This window comes from Peribacillus sp. SIMBA_075 (assembly GCF_046534585.1).
Map to the genome: position 1 here is coordinate 1 of NZ_JAWRYN010000711.1, position 268 is coordinate 268.

1 pseudogene is annotated in these 268 nt (G+C 36.6%); it reads left to right on the forward strand.

Annotated features, from left to right (window positions below):
* Positions 1-268 (forward strand): annotated as a pseudogene (locus SB775_RS30050) (aminopeptidase); the annotation flags it as partial.

Here is a 268-nt window from a genome sequence, read left to right on the forward strand (position 1 = left end):
TGTTACAAGGCAATTAATTCTATCAGGATCTGAAGAACAATTTAAGCTATTTGCAGATTGGGAATGTTATCGCCTAAGTAAGATGCAAGTATATATTAATCTCCGTAGCCCTAGAAATGCATATGAATTAGCAGATGTACCAGCAGAAAAAATGAAATTATATCAAAAGGTATTTGGAAAAGCGCATAGTGAAGCAGTGTATAAAACGAGATGGGTGACAACGCGAATTCCGAATGCAGCATCTGCACAAGAAGCGAATATGAGTACT